Here is a 15,045-nt window from a genome sequence, read left to right as displayed (position 1 = left end):
ACATGACCGTGAAAGCGCAGCCAGAAACGCACAACGGTGCGACAGGTGCCCGCGAGGGCATCCTCGAACGCATGGGCCTGCCCCGGCCACTGCTCTGGGGCTTCGTCGGGCTGATGCTCTTCATGATCGGTGACGGCGTGGAGACCAACATCCTCACCCCGTTCCTCACCGCAGACCACGGATTCTCCATCCCCATGGCCGGCACCCTGGTCACCGTCTACGGCATCGCAGTGGCCATCGCGGCCTTCCTTTCGGCCTCGCTTTCGGACCTTTGGGGACCGCGGAAGGTCATGTTCATCGGTGCCGGCATCTGGGTGGCCTTCGAGCTCCTTTTCCTCGTCGTGGCCCTGAATTCCGCCAGCGTGGCGCTGATCTTCATCGCCTACGGCCTGCGCGGCTTCGGCTACCCCTTCTTCGCCTATGGGTTCCTGGTCTGGATTAGCGCCACCGCCAATGCCAAACGTCTGGCCGTGGCCATTGGGTGGTTTTATGTCGCCTTCAGTGCCGGGCTTCCCACCCTCGGCGCCCTGACGGCGAGCGCCTCCCTGACCATCTTCGGCCTGGACTACTACCAGACGCTCTGGATCTCCCTGGCGCTGGTGGTTGCGGGTGCCGCGGTTGCCCTTCTCGGCGTGAAGGAAAAAACCGGCCGCGGCCCGCTGGTGGCCGACTCCGAGAAGGTCTTCAAGACCCTGGTCTTCGGCTTCACCCTGCTGCGCACCAACCGCAAGGCCCTGATGGTCATGCTCACCCGCACCATCAACTCGATCCCCACCTACGGCATGGCGATCTTCTTCCCGGCGCTGTTCGTCGACCGGTTCGGCTGGACCGTGGGACAGTTCCTGATCCTGACCACGGTCATCTACGCGGTAAACATCCCGTGCAACCTCTTCTTCGGCGCCCTGGGCGACAGGCTCGGCTGGAGCAAGACGGTGACCTGGTGCGGAGCGGTGCTCTGCGCCGTGTCGATGCTCGGCCTCTACGTGGTGCCCGCCTATGCCGTGGACCGGGGCTGGGACTCGGCCTACGCCCTGACCCTGCTCGTCGGCGCATTCTTCGGGATCGGGCTGGCAGGGTTCGTCCCGCTCTCGGCCATCGCCGTGTCCCTGGCGCCGAAGAACCCGGGCGCCGCCATGGCCTCCTACAACCTTGGCATCGGGGCTGCGGTATTCGCCGGCCCGCTGCTGGTGGCGGTGCTCTACTCGGTGCTTGGCGCCGCCGGCATGGTCTACCTCTTTGCCGCCCTGTATCTGGTCGCGGCACTGATGTCCCACGCCCTGCGCGGCACCCAGCCCGGATTCAACGGAGTGCCTCTTCCGGCCCCGGAGCGTTTGTCCTAGCCCCGCGCCTCTCCGCCTTCGTCCTTTCCCCGCAGACCTGATCCAAGGAGCACCCCCGAGAATGGAACTGAAAAACAACGCCCTGGCGCACATCGCCTCCCCCGTCGCCGTTCCGGCATACGACCGTTCCGCGGTGCGTGCCGGCATCATCCACTTCGGTGTCGGCGGCTTCCACCGCGCCCACCAGGCCATGTACCTGGACAAACTGATGAACCAGGGCAGGGCCCTGGACTGGGGCATCCGTGGGATGGGCGTGATGCCCTCCGACGCCCGGATGCGCGACGCGCTGGCCGCGAGCGACGGGCTCTACACCCTGGTGGTGAAGAACCCCGACGGTACCCGCGAGGTCCGCGTCGTCGGATCCATCGTCGACTACGTCTTCGCCCCCGAGGATCCGAAGGCGGCCATCGAGGCCCTAGCCGACCCCGCCATCCGCATCGTCTCGCTCACCGTGACCGAGGGCGGCTACAACGTCCACCCGGTCACCGGCGAGTTCGACCTGGAAAACCCCGCCATCGCCGCGGACCTGGCAAGCCCCGCGGCCCCAGCCACGACCTTCGGACTGGTCAGCGCCGGGCTGAAGCTGCGCCGCGAGCGCGGCATCGCCCCGTTCACCGTGATGAGCTGCGACAACATCCAGGGCAACGGCGAGGTCGCACACAAGATGTTCGGCGCCTTCGCCACTGCCCTGGACGCCGAGTTCGGTGCCTGGGTCGAGGCCAACGTGCCCTTCCCCAACTCCATGGTCGACAGGATCACCCCGGTCACGACCGACGCCGACCGCGCGGACGTGGCAGGGACCTACGGAATCGATGACGCCTGGCCGGTGGTGTGCGAGGACTTCACCCAGTGGGTGCTGGAGGACAAGTTCGTTTCAGGCCGGCCGCCCTACGAGGAGGCCGGGGTCCAGCTCGTCGCTGACGTCGTCCCGTACGAGTTGATGAAGCTGCGCCTGCTCAACGCCACCCACCAGGGCCTGTGCTACTTCGGGCACCTGGCCGGATACAGCGCGGTGCACGACGTGGCCCGCAACCCGCTGTTCGCCAACTTCCTGCTGCGCTACATGGATGAGGAGGCGACCCCCACTTTGGCGCCGCTTCCCGGCGTGGATCTGGAGGCCTACAAACGCAAGCTCATCGAGCGTTACAGCAACGAGTACGTCGCGGACACCGTGGCTCGCCTGTGCGCCGAGTCCTCGGACCGCATCCCCAAGTGGCTGATCCCGGTGGTCCGCGAAAACCTGGCCGCCGGCCGCCCCGTGGGCCTCTCCGCCGCGATCGTCGCCTCCTGGGCCCGCTACGCCGAGGGCGTGGACGAGCAGGGCAATCCCATCACCGTGGTCGACCGGCTCGCCGGGCAGCTGCAGGCAACGGCCGCGAACAACAGGGAGAACCCCAACGCGTTCATCGAGCAGCGCGAACTCTTCGGCGACATCGCCGACGACGAGGCCTTTGCCGCGCCGTACCGCGCGGTCCTCGCCGCGCTGCACGAGCACGGCTCGCTAGCCACGCTCGAGGCGGTCATGGCGGGCCAGCCGGCCGCCGGGTAGCCGCGTACCCCTGCACAGGGCGCTCGATGCAACAAGGTCCGGCCCAAGGAATTTTCCTGGGGCCGGACCTTGTATGTGGAATCAGGCCTGCGCGTCCAGCCAGGCGGCGGCTTCCTGCGCCAGCTGTGCCGGCGTGGCCGCGATGTCCAGCACCACACCTGCCTCGTCGCTTTCCAGCGGCTCAAGCGTGGCAAGCTGGGATTCGAGCAGGCCCACCGGCATGAAGTGCCCGGGGCGGGCGCCCATCCGCTCGGTGAGCAGTTCGACCGTGCCATGCAGGTGGATGAACACCGTGCCAGGTGCCTGGGCCCGGATCAAGTCGCGATACTTCCGCTTCAGGGCCGAGCAGGCAATGACCATCGACTCGGATTCGGCCGAGCCGAGGCGTTCGCCCACCTCGCGCAGCCACGGTTCGCGGTCCTCGTCGTCCAGCGGGTGTCCGGCGGCCATCTTGTCGATGTTCGCCTGCGGGTGCAGGGAGTCCCCGTCGAGGAATCCCGCACCCAGTTCCGCGCCGAGCAGCTCGCCCACGGTGGACTTGCCGCAGCCGGAGACACCCATGACGATGACCCGGTGCAGCGTGACCGCCGCGCCGTTGACGGCGTTGTCGGTGGCGGCTTCCATGGTTTCGGCGCTCACCAGTCGTGAACGGTGCCGTCGATGAGACGGTTGTAGGGCAGGTAGGCCTGCTGGTACGGGTAGGACAGCGCGGCTTCTTCGTTGAACTCGACGCCCAGGCCCGGCTTGTCGCCCGGGTGCAGGTAGCCGTCCTTGAAGGTCATGGACTGCTCGAAGACCGTGTTGGTGGCGTCCGAGTGCTGCATGTATTCCTGGATGCCGTAGTTGTGGATGGCCAGGCCCACGTGCAGCTGGGCGGCGAAGCCCACCGGGGAGATGTCGGTCGGGCCGTGGAAGCCGGACTTGACCTGGTATTGGGCAGCGTAGTCCATGACCTTCTTCAGCGGCGAGATGCCGCCGAAGTGGGTGGAGGCTGCACGCACGTAGTCGATGAGCTGTTCCTTGATCAGCGACTGGAAGTCGTAGATCGTGTTGAAGACCTCGCCGATGGCGATCGGGGTGGTGGTGTGCTGGCGGACCAGGCGCAGCGCTTCCTGGTTTTCGCCAGGGGTGCAGTCCTCGAGCCAGAACAGGTCGTAGGGCTCCAGCGACTTGCCCAGCTTGGCGGCCTGGATCGGGGTCATGCGGTGGTGGCCGTCGTGCAGCAGCGGGATCTCGGGGCCGAATTCGTTGCGCACGGCTTCGAAGACGGTCGGCAGGTGGCGCAGGTAGGCGCGGGTGTCCCAGTCCTCTTCCTGCGGGAATGCGCCGCGGCCGGCGGGCTCGTAGTCGTAGCGTTCGCCCGAGGCCTGGGTCTGGGCGGCAACGCCGTAGACGGCCTTGATGCCCGGGACCGCGGTCTGCACGCGGATGGACTTGTAGCCCAGTTCCAGGTGCTCGCGGATCGAGTCGAAAAGCTGCTCGGTGTCGGTGCCCGAGGCGTGGCCGTAGGCGCGCAGGCCGTTGCGCGACGCGCCGCCCAGCAGCTGGTAGACCGGCATGTTGGCGGCCTTGCCCTTGATGTCCCACAGGGCCATGTCCACGGCGGCGATGGCTGCCATGGTGATGGGCCCGCGGCGCCAGTAGGACGAGCGGTAGAGGAACTGCCAGGTGTCCTCGATGCGATGTGCGTCCTTGCCGATGAGCAACTGCGCGACGTGGTCCTTCAGGTAGGACGCGACGGCAAGTTCGCGGCCGTTCACGGTGGCGTCGCCGATGCCGACCAAGCCGGATTCGGTGGTGACCTTGAGGGTCACAAAGTTGCGTGACGGGCTGGTCACAAATACTTCTGCCTTGATGATTTTCATGGCAATCCTTTCAAATGCGCGGTGCAACGGTGCACCGGTGGTGACGGGGAGAAAAGTTAGTTGGTGAAGCTTCCGCGCAGGGCGTGGACCGAGGCGATCGTGTCGGCGTCCCGGGACAGTTCCGCATCGACGACGGCCACCAGTGCCGCGGTCTGCTGCGGGGTCCCGGTGCCGATCTGCGAATCGGCGAGAACCGCTTCCAACTCGGCTGCGTTCGCATCGGCAACTGCCGTGCCGGAGGCGTGCTGCGCGGCCAGCTGGTCGCACCAGGCTGCCAGCAGGCGCAAGGCCGCATTGCCGTCGCGCTCGGCATCCCGCTCGGCGCGGAACACCGGCAGCGCCCGTGCGGCGAGCTTGATCGATCCGTCGGTGGCGATCTGGGCCAGGTTGTGGGCGATGCGCGGGTTTTCGAAGCGTTCGCGCAGGGCCTTCCGGTACTCGGGGACGGCGAGTTCCGGCTCGTTGAGGTGCGCGGAGGCGGCATCCCAGAATTCCTCGACCCATCCGGAAACCGCCGGGTCGGCCAGGGCCTGGGCGACGGTGGCGTGTCCGCGCAGCTGCCCGGCGAAGGACATCAGCGTGTGGGCGCCGTTGAGTAGCCACAGCTTGCGGCGCTCGAAGGCCTCGAGGTCATCGACGAACTGCGCTCCGGCTTTTTCCCAGGCCGGACGCCCGGCCGGGAATTCACCGGAGAGCACCCAGGAGGAGAACGGCTCGGTGACCACCGGGGACACGTCGGCGAAGCCGGTCTGCTCCGCGACGGTGGCGCGGTCGGCGTCGGTGGTGCGCGGGGTGATGCGGTCGATGGAGGTGTCGACGAACGACACGTTCGCGTCGATCCAGCGTGCCAGCTCGGCGTCGATTTCCCGCGCAAAACCCAGGATTCCGGCGCGGGTCACGGTGCCGTTGCCCGGCAGGTTGTCGCAGGAGACGATGGCCAGCGGCCATCCGTCCCCGGAGCGGCGGGCCGCCAGGCCCACCAGGATCCGCGCCGCCGGGGTGGAGAGCTTCAGCTGCCCGAAGTCCGCCGCGGAGCTGGCGAAGAGACTGGCGTCGTAGCGCTCGCGCAGCACCGAAAGGTCGGCCTGCACAGCCGCGTCGTTGAGGTCAAGGGCCGGTTCGCCGGCGCCGGCCGCCATCTTGTAGCCTGCCTCGGTGATGGTCAGGGTGAGGATCGCGGTGGAGGGGCTGGCCAGCAGGGTGGTCAGGGCCGCCATGTCATTGCCGTCGTGCGCCTCCACGATGGAGTCGATGACCTCGAAGGTATCGCCTTCGGCTTCACGCCGGATGAGGGTAAATAGTCCGTCTTGGGCGGCAAGCTCGGTGGCTGCCGTGGCGCTGCGTCCGGTGAAGGCGGCGATCCCCCAGCCGTCGTTCGCCCTGGCGGTGTACCAGGCCTGGTGGGCGCGGTGGAAGGCGCCCAACCCGATGTGCACGATGCGGACCTCGGCCTTGGCGGCCGGGTGCGTTCCGCGATTCAGCTCCCGGGCTTTCAAGGTTCCGGCGCTCACAGCTTGAACGCCCGGCGCGGTGCGGCGTCGACGATGTCGACGATGATCTCGTGGGCGCGTTCCTCGGTGATCCGGTGCTCGGCGACCAGGCGGGCCAGGAAGGAGGCCTCCACACGGCGCGAGGCGTCGTGCCGGGCGGGGATGGAGCAGAAGGCACGGGTGTCGTCGATGAAGCCCGAGGACCGGGAGAACCCGGCGGTCTCGGTGACGGCTGAGCGGAAGCGCATCATGGCATCCGGCGCATCCAGGAACCACCACGGCGCCCCGATGAACACCGACGGGTAGAACCCGGCCAGCGGTGCGATCTCGCGGGAGAACACGGTTTCGTCGATGGTGAAGGGGATGAAGTGGAATCCCTTGGCGGTGCCGAAGTCGTTGAGCAGCGGCTGCAGTCCGGTGGCGAAGTCCACGGCAAAGGGGATGTCATGCCCGGTGTCCGGGCCGAATGCCTCCAGCGTGGCTGCGTGGGTGTTGCGGTGCACGCCCGGGTGCATCGTCATGACCAGTCCGTCTTCCACTGCCATGGCGGCCTGCTGGTACATCATGTGCGCCTCGAAGGCGAAGGCCTCGGCGGTGGAGGCGGTGCCGGCCATGCCCTTGGCGAAGAGTGCGGCGGCCTCGTCGCGGGAAAGCTTCAGCGTAGCGGCCGAATGCGAACCGTGGTCGGAGGACACTGCGCCGTGTTCGACGAAGTAGGCACGGCGGTTGGCCATCGCGGCCATGTAGCCGTCGTAGCCGGTGGCCCCTTGGCCGGCGGCCTGGATCAGCGCGTCGGCCTTGGCGGCGAAGTCGGCGCCCCAGAACTTGATGTAGGCGTCGGGGCGGAAGGTCGGCAGCACCCGGGAGGTGAAGGACGCGTCATCGGCCAGTGCGCGGTGCGCTGACAGGTCGTCCAGTGGGTCGTCGGTGGTGGCCATGACCTCGATGTTGAAGGAGTCCATCAGTGCCCGCGGGCGGAAGCCCGGCTCGTCGATCTTCGCCTGCAGCGCGTTGAAGGTTGCCTCGGCGGTTTCCTCGCGGATGTCAAGGTCGTCGATCCCGAAGACGTCGACGAATTCCTGGCGCAGCCAGTACCCCGATGCGGTGCCGTCGAAGGCCTTCCAGTTGGCGCAGAAGGTACGCCAGGCATCCAGGGCGCCGATCTCGGAGGTGCCGCCGACCCGCAGCTGTTCAAGCGGTACGCCGTTGGCGTGCAGCAGGCGGGTCACGTAGTGGTCCGGGCTCAGCAGCAGTGCGGTGGGGTCCGGGAACGGGGTGTCGTTGGCGATCATGGCCGCGTCCACGTGGCCGTGCGGCGAAATGATGGGAAGGTTTTCCACGTCTTTGTGGAGCGACCGGGCTATCGCGCGGACACCGGGGTCTGCGGGCAGAAGCCGATCGGGGTGGTTCGCAATCGAGGAAGACATGTATTGATCGTCCGTATCCCTGGCACGTATTGGCAACAAGTTGCCATGAGTTGCACCACTACCGCGGAGGCGCGGATTTCCGCTAGCCGCGGGGGCGTGCCGTGGAGCCGCGCAGCACCAACCGCGTCGGCAGCACCACGGCCTGTTCGTGCGTGGAGACCGCGCCCCGCGAGATCGCCAAAAGGCTGCGCACGGCCGTGGCCCCCAGGGCGTGCAAGGGTGCCGCCACACTGGAAAGTCCCGGCACGATCAACGAGGCGCCCGAGGAGTTGTCGAAGCCGATGATCGAGAAGTCCTCGGGGACGCCGAAGCCGTTGGCCTGCAGCCTGCGCATCAGCCCAAGGGCCAGCTGGTCGTTGTAGGCAAGCACTGCGGTGGCCTTGCCCGTGGCGACCTTGTCCGCGGCCCGCGCCCCGCCGTCCATGGTGGGTGCGGCGGATTCGACCTTGGTGATCCGCACGTCGAGCTCCAGGCCCGCCTGTTTCACGGCCCCCCAGCGCATGGAGTCGGCCCAGGAGGCCTCGGGGCCCGCGAGGTAGGAAACCTCTTGGTGTCCCAGTTCCCTGAAATGCTCGATCGCCCGGCGCACCCCGCGCACGTTGTCGGTGATCACGCTGGCCACGCCCTTGACTCCGCGGTTCATCACCACCGTGGGCTTTTGCTTGGCCATGGCGCGGATGGCCGCATCGGACATGCGCGAGCTGCTGAGCACGATCCCGTCCACGATGTCCATGGACCGTTCGATGGCCTCGCGCTCGATGACCCCGGATTCCCGGGTGTGGGCCAGAAGCATGGTGTAGCCGTTCAGGGCGGCCTCCTCCTCGGCCCCGCGGATCATCTCGAAGTACACCGGGTTGGAAATGTCGGCCACCACCAGGGCAATGGTCCCGCGCCGGCTTCGCCCCTGGGCCATGGGGCGGCGCACGCTCACCGACTGGTAGCCGATCTCGTCGGCCACCTTCCGGATGCGTTCGGCCGTGGCGAAACTGACCCGCCCCGGGCGGGCAAAGGCCCGCGAAACGGTCGATGCTGAAACTCCCGCGATGCGCGCAACATCGTAGATGGTTGCCGGGCGGGGTTCTTCGGGTCTGGGGATCACACCCCTATCCTTGCGCGCCCGGCCAATAGTTGAAAGTCTGTGGCAACTAGTGGCAACAATTGGCTCCCCGCGCGCTGTGGCGTACATCATCAATGCAACCGTCAATGTGGCCGGGAGGTGCCTTTGCAGGCACCGCCTCGCAAGGGCAATGGGGCAACGTCGCCTCCTCGCCGGCCGGAAAGTAGCCTCCAGAGATGAAACTTCGCTTATTGCGAGCCGTCGCCCTGGCATCAGCAGCCGTACTTGGCCTAAGTGCGTGCACCGCTGGTATCTCGGGCACCGCAGAGGAGGGGAAGACCATGGTCCTTTCCCTCAACCAGTCAGAAACCCACCCGTCCTACATTGCCCTGACCGGCTTCGGCGAACGACTGAAGCAGGCCACCGACGGCCGCTGGGACATCAAGGTGTACCCCAACGAAACCCTCGGCGCCCAGCAGGAAGTCATCCAGCTCGTCTCCGACGGCGCCGTCGACATGCTCATCGCCTCCGGCACCCAGCTGGAAAACCTGAACCCCGAGTTCGCGACACTGAATCTCCCGACGGTCTTCAACAGCATCGACCACCAGATCTCCGTGCTGCGCAACCCGCAGATCGTTGGCGAGCTGTTCTCCTCGCTCGAGGAATCCAAGAACCTCACGGTCCTGGGCGGACTCACCCAGGGCGACAGGAACCTCTACACGGCCCAGGGCCCCATCAGGACGCCGGAGGACCTGGCCGGCATGAAGATCCGCGTCCAGGAATCCGACATCCACATCGCCATGCTCAATGCCATGGGTGGTTCGGCCACCCCGATGTCCTACGGCGAGGTCTACACGGCAATGCAGTCGGGCGTGCTGGACGGTGCGGAAAACAACGAGGTCTCGTACACCACCCAGAAGCATAACGAGGTTGCCAAGTACGTGGCCCGCACCCGTCACCTGGTGGGCCTTGACTACATGCTCATCAACTCGGAGCTCCTGGAGAAGATGAACCCGGAGGACCGCAAGATCCTGGAAGCCGAATGGCAAAAGACCGTTGACGAGCACGTCAAGCTATGGCTGACGGACACGCAGGGGGCCATCGACAAGGCAACCGCGTCCGGATCCAAGTTCAACGACGTCGACGACGAGGCATTCCGCAAGGCCCTGGCCCCCGTGGTCGAAGGCGCCCTGAAGGGCGAAAAGGCCCACGCGCTGTACGAGGACATCAAGGAGGCCGGCAAGTGAACGCAATCAAGGCAGTTCTCGATGTCACGCTGAAGTGGCTGTGCGTCATTCTCTTCAGCTTCCTCGTGCTGGTGGTCTGCTGGCAGGTCTTCAGCCGCCAGGTCTTGCACGACCCGGCCACCTGGACCACGTCACTGGCCCAGTACCTCTTTGTCTGGCTGGCCCTCTTCGGTTCCGCCTACGTCTTTTCCGATCGAGGCCACATCGCCGTGGACTTTCTGGTGCGCGCCCTCAAGATCAACGAGAAGCGCACCACCGAGGTCTTCGTCCAGGTCGTCATCCTGCTCTTTGCCGTGTTCGTCCTGGTTTACGGCGGCATCCGCGGCGTGGACCTGACTTGGTCCCAGAAGATCTCCGGGCTGCCCCTGAACATCGGCGCCATGTACCTGGCCCTGCCGATCTCCGGGGTCGTTACGGCCTTCTATGCCATCTACCACTTGGTTGAGGCGCTGCACGGACGCGGCCTGCCCAACGACAACGACGAAGAAATCCGGGAGGCGATCTAGCTTTGGATGCAGCACTTGTAGCAGGCATTGTCCTGGTTGTCGGCATCGCCGTGCTCTTGCTGGCACGCGTCCCGATCGCCGTCGCAGTCGGCATCTCGGCCTTCCTGGCCGTGGCCGCGGTCATCGGCGTGGAAAAGGCAGCCTTCGTCTCCGCGCAGCGGATGTTCACCGGCATCAACTCCTTCACCCTCTTGGCCATCCCGTTCTTCATCCTGGCCGGCGTGCTGATGAACAACGGCGGCATTGCCGGGCGCCTCATCGATGCGGCCAAGGTCCTGGTCGGCCGCACCCCCGGCTCCCTGGCCCAGACCAACGTCGTGGCCAACGCCCTCTTCGGCTCGGTTTCCGGTGCCGCCGTTGCCTCGGCCGCAGCGGTCGGCGGAGTCATCGGCCCGCGCCAGCGCAAGGAAGGCTACGACAGGAACTTCTGCGCGGCCGTCAACATCGCCTCGGCACCCTCGGGCATGCTGATCCCGCCGTCGAACACCCTGATCGTTTACTCGCTGGTCTCCAGCACCTCGATCGCCACGCTCTTCGTGGCCGGCTACATCCCGGGCATCCTGTGGGCCCTTGCCTGCATGCTGGTGGTTTGGCTCTACGTGCGCAAGCGCCCTGAGCTGAAGAACCATACCAAGGTCGCGCTGCCGGTGGCACTGCTGACCATCTGGCGCGCGGTGCCCTCGATCCTGATGATCGTCATCGTCATCGGCGGTATCCTCGCCGGCGTCTTCACCCCGACGGAGTCGGCGGCCATCGCCGTGGTGTACTGCCTGATCCTGGGCTTCGTCTACAAGGCCATCAAGGTCGCCGACCTGCCGCGCATCCTCATCGATGCCACGATGACCACCGCCATCGTCATGCTTCTGGTCGGCGTTTCCACGATCATGGCCTGGGTCATGGCCTTCTCCGGCATTCCGGGCGCCATCTCCTCCGGGCTGCTAGGCCTGACTGATTCCCCGACCATGATCCTGATCCTGATCATGGTGATCCTACTGATCGTAGGCACCTTCATGGACCCGACCCCGGCGATCCTGATCTTCGTGCCGATCTTCCTGCCGATCGTCACCACCTTCGGCGTGGACCCGATCCACTTCGGCATCATGGTCACGTTCAACCTGTGCCTGGGCACCATCACCCCGCCGGTGGGCAACGTGCTCTTCGTGGGCGCCCGGGTGGCGGGCCTGCGTGCCGAGCCTGTCATCAAGGCCCTGGTGCCGTTCTTCCTGGCCCTGGTGGCGATGCTCTTCGTCGTCACCTTCATCCCGCAGCTGTCCATGTGGCTGCCGGACGTGCTGGGCCTGCTGGCCGAGTAACGACGAGCGCTTCAACCGCCTTGGCGCCGATGCGGTGCCGGAACCATTTACAGGTTCCGGCACCGCACTCTTTTAAGCCCGGATTGCGTCAAGGAATTGAGCCAAGACCTCCCCGGTCGTCGGGGGTTCTCGGCGAAACCGGCGGCGGGTTTCCGGCGCCCTTTCGGGCTTCGGCCTTGCGCGCCGGTTAAGGCGGCGCAGCATGTCAAAGTCGCTTTTCCGGAGGCCGACCGGCGCTTTTGGCAGGCGGAAGCCCCGTGGATCGAGGGCAATATATGGCAACCACGTGCACTTTCGAAGTGATTCACGTCACAGTGGATCTGCATCCAATGGCGGGCGTCACAACGGCCCCGTCATTGGTCCTCGGACCCTGACTCAACGGAGAGCTCACCATGACTCGAATGTTCCCGCCGTCTTCGAAACGGCGCCGCACCGCGGCGGCCCTGGCACTGCCCCTAATACTCACCCTGGGCGCGACGTCCGCAAGCGCACTGCCGCCGCAGGAGGGCAGTGGCAAGCCCGCCCCCATGGCGGTTGAAAAGAATGAAGGCAACCACGGCAAGCCGCCGACGATCGGTGTCCGCGTCAAGGACACCATCACGGTCAAGGGCCGCACCTTCAAGGACCTCAACGCCAACGGCAAGCTCGACGCCTACGAGGACTGGCGGCTTTCCGCCGGCGAGCGCGCGGCGAACCTGGTGTCGCTGATGACGCTGGAGGAGAAGTCCGGCCTCATGCTGATCGACACGCTCAATGCCGCCTGCGACCCCGTCACGAAGGAGCGTGGCGCCCTTGACCCGGCGGCGGCCGGCTACATCAACGACCAGAAGATGCACCGCTTCATCTTCCGCAACACCGTCACCAGCGAGGACAAGGCCGTCTGCGGGGCAACCGGCGACGGCTTCCAGGCCAGCACGTCCCTCACTCCGCAGGAAGCCGCCACGTACATGAACTCCATCCAGGAGCTCGGCGAGGCCACCCGCCTGGGCATCCCGATGCTCTACAAGTCCAATGCACGCAACCACATCGACCCGAACGCGCGGGCCGGCATCAACGAATCCGCCGGCGCCTTCACCGCCTTCCCCAAGGAGGCGGGCATCGCCGCCGCGGCACTCGGCGCGGAGGCCGCGAGCACCGGGCAGGCACCGACCACCGGAGACATGTCGGTGGTCGAGGACTTCGCCAACGTCATGGGCGATGAATGGGAGTCCATCGGGCTGCGCGGAATGTACGGCTACATGGCCGACCTGTCCACCGAGCCGCGCTGGTACCGCGCCCACGAAACGTTCACCGAAGACGCGGACCTCAACTCCAACATCATGTCCACGCTCGTCCAGTCCCTGCAGGGACCGCTCGACGCCGAGGGCTCCTCGCTGAGCCCTGACACTTCCGTGGCGCTAACCATGAAGCACTTCCCGGGCGGTGGACCGCAGGAGCTTGGCCTGGATGCCCACTATTCCTTCGGCAAGACCCAGGTCTACCCGGGTGACGCCTTCGCCGAACACCTCAAGCCCTTCGAGGCGGCCATCAAGGCCGGCGTTTCCTCGATCATGCCGTATTACGGCGCCCCGGTGGAGGTCACACACAACGGCGTCACCTACGACCAGACCGGCATGGCCTTCTCCAAGCAGATCGTCAATGACCTTTTGCGCGACGAGCTCGGATTCAAAGGCTACGTCAACTCGGACACCGGCATCATCAACGACCGAGCCTGGGGCCTGGAGGACAAGTCCGTTCCCGAGCGCGTTGCAACTGCCATCAACGGCGGCACCGACACCCTGTCCGGCTTCCACGACGTCAAGACGATCACCGACCTGGTCGATTCAGGGCTGCTGACCGAGGAGCGCATCACGCTCGCCGCCACGCGATTGACCGAACCGATGTTCAGCATGGGCCTGTTCGAGAACCCATACGTCGGTGAAGCCGCTGCCGGCGATACTGTCGGCAGTGCCACGAACCGCGAGGTGGGCCTGGACCTGCAGCGCAAGTCCGCGGTCCTGTTGCAGAACAAGGAAACCGCCGACGGGGACAAGGTCTTGCCGCTGAAGCCCGAGTCCGACGTCTACGTCCTGGGAGACATCTCCGCGGACAAGGTCGCAGAGTACGGCTACAACGTCACCAACGGCAACACCAAGGACCCCGCGGCCCGGCCCAGCGCCAAGGACAGCGACGTGGCCCTGCTCAACATCACGGTGAACAACGCCAACACCGGCTCCTACGTCAGCAACAGCCCAGAGTCCGGCATGAACCCCGAGCACATCAACCCCTCCGTGCTGGAGGGCGTTGAAGGACTCGACGGCCAGAGCCCCTACGGTGCGGCGGACGCCTGCGTGACCCAGGGAGCACCGACCTGCACCGATGACGGCCTGCGCTTCGGCGGGTCGCTGCCCTGGGAGTCGAGCATCCTGGACTTCACGTCCATGGCCGAGTCCGAGTCGTGGAAGATCACCCCGTCGCTGGACACCATCAAGCAGGTCATGAGCGAGGTCGAGGACCCGTCCAAGGTGGTCCTGCACGTGTACTTCCGCCAGCCCTTCGTCATGGACGAGGCCAGCGGGCTGCGCGATGCGGGCGCGATCGTGGCAGGGTTCGGCATGAGCGACACCGCGCTGATGGACATCCTCTCCGGCAAGGTCGCCCCGCAAGGCCGGATGCCGTTCGCGCTGGCCGGAACGGCCGAGGCAATCCGCGAGCAGTACAGCGACCTGCCCGGCTACAAGGAGACCGCGGACGGGGAACTCTACCCGTTCGGCTTCGGCCTGGGGTACTGATCCCCATCGAGTAACCAGTCACCACGATGGATGGCGTTCGTCCCCCGGGGCGGGCGCCATCCGCCATGTGCACGGCACGGCAGACGGACCTCCGTCCACAGGCTGCCCCGGCGTGCGGCCGGCCGCTAGTGCTCGGGGTGCAATTCCGAATGCGGCGCCTGCATCTGGTGCAGCAGCCGATGGACCTCGGGATGGGTCAGGGTCCAACGGCGGTAGCGGCCGTCGGCACGCACGCTCACCACGCCCGCCTTGTGCAAGGTGGCCAGGGCTTGGGTGACGGTGTTCGCGCCCAGCGCCGTGGCGGTGGCCAGCTGGCTCACCGAGGAGTCCGGGGCGGCGTGCATGGCGATGAGGATCTTCATCCGCGTGGCATCCGCAACCAAGGCAAAGACATCGATCCACTCGGGCATGTTCGGTTCCGAGGCGGCCACCGCGTCCGCCCCGATCTTGCTGCGTTCCGTTTCCGGCACGTGGTCCCCT

At 66.3% G+C, this 15,045-nt stretch carries 12 protein-coding genes; 6 read left to right on the top strand and 6 right to left on the bottom strand.

The genetic code is table 11. The annotated features are described in order from the left end of the window. Positions 1–2: 2 nt before the first annotated feature. Together ABD687_RS14965 and ABD687_RS14960 are read left to right on the top strand one after the other, a co-directional pair. Positions 3–1,340 (top strand): MFS transporter, encoded by a 1,338-nt coding sequence (locus ABD687_RS14965; protein WP_302263220.1) that lies wholly within the window; start codon positions 3–5, stop codon positions 1,338–1,340. 61 nt (positions 1,341–1,401) lie between these two features. Beyond that, entirely contained in the window at positions 1,402–2,889 is a 1,488-nt protein-coding gene (locus ABD687_RS14960) for a mannitol dehydrogenase family protein (protein WP_302263221.1), read from the top strand. Positions 2,890–2,970: 81 nt separating this feature from the next. Here ABD687_RS14960 and ABD687_RS14955 read toward each other — a convergent pair whose 3' ends face one another. The 5 genes from ABD687_RS14955 to ABD687_RS14935 all read right to left on the bottom strand — a co-directional run bounded on the left by ABD687_RS14955 (position 2,971) and on the right by ABD687_RS14935 (position 8,770). Then, complete coding sequence (locus tag ABD687_RS14955; RefSeq protein WP_310290018.1) at positions 2,971–3,528, bottom strand: gluconokinase; 558 nt, start codon at positions 3,526–3,528, stop codon at positions 2,971–2,973. Continuing rightward, positions 3,525–4,754, bottom strand: coding sequence for a D-mannonate dehydratase ManD (manD, locus tag ABD687_RS14950; RefSeq protein WP_264270566.1), 1,230 nt, complete (start codon positions 4,752–4,754; stop codon positions 3,525–3,527). Before manD ends, ABD687_RS14955 begins: the two co-directional genes overlap by 4 nt. A gap of 56 nt (positions 4,755–4,810) precedes the next feature. Further along, complete coding sequence (locus ABD687_RS14945) at positions 4,811–6,265, bottom strand: mannitol dehydrogenase family protein (protein WP_302263222.1); 1,455 nt, start codon at positions 6,263–6,265, stop codon at positions 4,811–4,813. Further along, entirely contained in the window at positions 6,262–7,671 is a 1,410-nt protein-coding gene (gene uxaC / locus ABD687_RS14940; protein ID WP_302263223.1) for a glucuronate isomerase, read from the bottom strand. The genes ABD687_RS14945 and uxaC overlap by 4 nt, the downstream gene beginning before the upstream one ends. Before the next feature lie 82 nt (positions 7,672–7,753). Next, complete coding sequence (locus ABD687_RS14935; RefSeq protein WP_302263224.1) at positions 7,754–8,770, bottom strand: LacI family DNA-binding transcriptional regulator; 1,017 nt, start codon at positions 8,768–8,770, stop codon at positions 7,754–7,756. Positions 8,771–9,069: 299 nt separating this feature from the next. Between ABD687_RS14935 and ABD687_RS14930 the strand changes: the two genes are divergently transcribed. The 4 genes from ABD687_RS14930 to ABD687_RS14915 all read left to right on the top strand — a co-directional run bounded on the left by ABD687_RS14930 (position 9,070) and on the right by ABD687_RS14915 (position 14,565). Next, positions 9,070–9,975, top strand: coding sequence for a TRAP transporter substrate-binding protein (locus ABD687_RS14930; protein ID WP_310290024.1), 906 nt, complete (start codon positions 9,070–9,072; stop codon positions 9,973–9,975). Further along, on the top strand, positions 9,972–10,481 hold the full coding sequence (locus tag ABD687_RS14925; RefSeq protein ID WP_217388896.1) for a TRAP transporter small permease: 510 nt from the start codon (positions 9,972–9,974) through the stop codon (positions 10,479–10,481). Before ABD687_RS14930 ends, ABD687_RS14925 begins: the two co-directional genes overlap by 4 nt. A gap of 2 nt (positions 10,482–10,483) precedes the next feature. After that, positions 10,484–11,794 carry a TRAP transporter large permease gene (locus tag ABD687_RS14920; RefSeq protein WP_302263226.1) on the top strand — a complete coding sequence of 437 codons (1,311 nt, stop codon included), beginning with the start codon at positions 10,484–10,486 and terminating at the stop codon, positions 11,792–11,794. Positions 11,795–12,186: 392 nt separating this feature from the next. Further along, entirely contained in the window at positions 12,187–14,565 is a 2,379-nt protein-coding gene (locus tag ABD687_RS14915; protein ID WP_302263227.1) for a glycoside hydrolase family 3 protein, read from the top strand. A gap of 125 nt (positions 14,566–14,690) precedes the next feature. On the opposite strand, the gene ABD687_RS14910 is transcribed toward ABD687_RS14915, so the two are convergent. After that, positions 14,691–15,035, bottom strand: a complete 345-nt coding sequence (locus ABD687_RS14910; protein ID WP_302263228.1) for an ArsR/SmtB family transcription factor — start codon at positions 15,033–15,035, stop codon at positions 14,691–14,693. Positions 15,036–15,045: the final 10 nt, after the last annotated feature.

This window comes from Paeniglutamicibacter sulfureus (assembly GCF_039535115.1).
Classification (GTDB): domain Bacteria; phylum Actinomycetota; class Actinomycetes; order Actinomycetales; family Micrococcaceae; genus Paeniglutamicibacter; species Paeniglutamicibacter sulfureus.
This window is presented reverse-complemented; position numbering and strand designations above follow the sequence as displayed.

Coding starts and splice junctions, on each gene's coding strand:
- ABD687_RS14965 (WP_302263220.1), top strand. CDS start 3: ATGACCGTGAAAGCGCAGCCAGAAACGCACAACGGTGCGACAGGTGCC.
- ABD687_RS14960 (WP_302263221.1), top strand. CDS start 1,402: ATGGAACTGAAAAACAACGCCCTGGCGCACATCGCCTCCCCCGTCGCC.
- manD (WP_264270566.1), bottom strand. CDS start 4,754: ATGAAAATCATCAAGGCAGAAGTATTTGTGACCAGCCCGTCACGCAAC.
- uxaC (WP_302263223.1), bottom strand. CDS start 7,671: ATGTCTTCCTCGATTGCGAACCACCCCGATCGGCTTCTGCCCGCAGAC.
- ABD687_RS14930 (WP_310290024.1), top strand. CDS start 9,070: ATGGTCCTTTCCCTCAACCAGTCAGAAACCCACCCGTCCTACATTGCC.
- ABD687_RS14915 (WP_302263227.1), top strand. CDS start 12,187: ATGACTCGAATGTTCCCGCCGTCTTCGAAACGGCGCCGCACCGCGGCG.